We start from the raw sequence: 2,052 nt of genomic DNA on the forward strand, positions 1-2,052 counted from the left end.
CCCGTATCCGGTCATCAGGCGAAGGCATTAGCGGCTATCGCTTCGGCGGTGTGCGTGTACCAGCCGTTTAGAAATGATCGAAGGTCGCCAGGGCGACCAAAGCTACTGCGGCCGAACGGGACATAACTTCATGATCGATCTGAAAAGTTGAAATGTAATTAGGCAAATCGCGACATTCTAAAAGAAAAGTTCGGACAGCAAGAGAATAAAGACCGCACGTTCATCACGCCGGCAAATTTGTTTGTTGTTTGAGCACTATTTTGTAGGAACTAGTGATGTATTGTCCTTTTTGAGCCGGGCCGATCGAAGCACCGGCCACAACAGGGAGGCGTCAACCACTAGCCTGGCGCCTCCTTTCTTTTTTGCGCGCAAGCAACTCGTCGCCGACGACCTTCACCGCCAGTCCTCGTCACGCCTTCGATCCAACCCCAAACGAAGATGCGCCGCGTCTTGTAGTCCGCGCCGCTGAGCGGAAGAGACACCTTACGATTTACACACCGTATCCGAATGTAGCCCCTCCGCATGTTTCGATGCATGCGGAAGGGTCAGGGTATGATTACGCTGAGCGCGGTTCGGCTATCGTTGGCTGCTATCGTTACCTGCTGATGCCAAACTGCTTGTCCCAATAATCATAGAAATGATCATCGAAGTCTGCGCGGTGCTTCACGCACGCCCAGTTGGCCGCATCCGTACGGTCGCCTGTCCCCTTCCAGGTCGCTTCCTGCGGATAGGGGCAAAGTGGACGCGAGAAAGTGGTCGCGCCGCTGGAATCGACGCGCGAGGCCAGGATCGAATTTGGCGCCGCCCGGTTCTCGACCCAGTTCTTCAACGGAGTAAATGCGTCGAAGGTTGTTGGACCAGGGCCGCCACCGCAGTGACCCATGCCAGGGACCAGGAACAGTCGCGCCGACTCTTCGAGTTCGCCCACGGCATGCCCGTCATCGGGGTCTCCATGCCGCTTTTTCGTGTTCTCGACGAGATTGCCATAGTAATCGACCGTACTACGCGGGGTGATCAGTGGGTCGGCCTCACCATGATATATGAGCAGCTTGTGCCCTTTCGAGATGAAGGCATCGAGGTTGGTATCAATATGATCGATGTAAGGAAATTTGTCGTCGGCAAGCTTCGCCGCGGCGGCGGCATCGACCATACTGAAGTCTAGATTGAAGTTATCATAGACCCCCCAGAAGAAATCCGCGAATGCGGACGGGGTCGGACCGTTGATGCCTCGAGCGAGCCAGCTGGAGATGCCGCCCCCGCCGGAATTTTCGCTGCCGGGCATCAAGCCGGGCCACATTTGCTCATGCGTCTTCGGATCCGACAGACCGGCGTAGAATTTACGTGCCGCTTCGACCTGCGCTGGCGTAAGGCAGGTCGATGGGTCCTGACCTTTACGACATTCCGTTACCTTGGGATCGAAGCGGCAAGTCAGCGGATCCAGCAAAAAACCGTCCTGCACGGCGAATTTGTCCCCGCATGTCTTCAGCGCGGCCTGGGTCAGAATGGAGAGGCTACTCGCCGGCAGATTGTTGGCGGGATCGGTTGTCGCATGAAAATCCTGGATGTACTCGGCGCGGATGTGGGTCGCAAATATTTGCGGAGCGCCGGCTAGAATACCGTCGTAATCGTCGGGATAGGATTGCGCCTCGCCGATACCTTGGCCGCCGCCCGTCGAGCAACCATTGAAATAGGTATAACGGCTCGAGCTACCGTAGAAATCGAAGACCATCTCCTTGGCGAACACGGTCATCAGGTGGATTGCGCGGTAGCCATTGTCGCGCTCTTGATCCGGGTCGGTCAGCCAAACCGGCGGATTCTGGCTTGCGCTATGGCCCGTGTCGGTGCTGGTCGTAGCGTAGCCGCCTTTAAGGGCAGGCCCCATCGCGCTGTAGCTAATCGTCCCTGCCAGGCCACCATTGCCGACAGCCTGGAGATCATTGTTCCACCCGCTCACCGGCATCCACACCTCGACCTTGATGTCGGAGGTAGGCGATGGGGTGAGCGTCGCCTGTACCCGACAAAAAGACGGCAGACCACTGATCCCTTCGACCG

At 57.2% G+C, this 2,052-nt stretch carries 1 protein-coding gene; it reads right to left on the minus strand.

Translation table 11 applies throughout. The annotated features are described in order from the left end of the window. Window positions 1-595: 595 nt before the first annotated feature. Window positions 596-2,052, minus strand: a 1,457-nt coding sequence (locus tag WB528_RS08445; RefSeq protein WP_423887966.1) for a tannase/feruloyl esterase family alpha/beta hydrolase, incomplete at its 5' end; no start/stop codon positions are given.

This window comes from Bradyrhizobium sp. (assembly GCF_049586575.1).
Classification (GTDB): Bacteria; Pseudomonadota; Alphaproteobacteria; order Rhizobiales; family Xanthobacteraceae; genus Bradyrhizobium.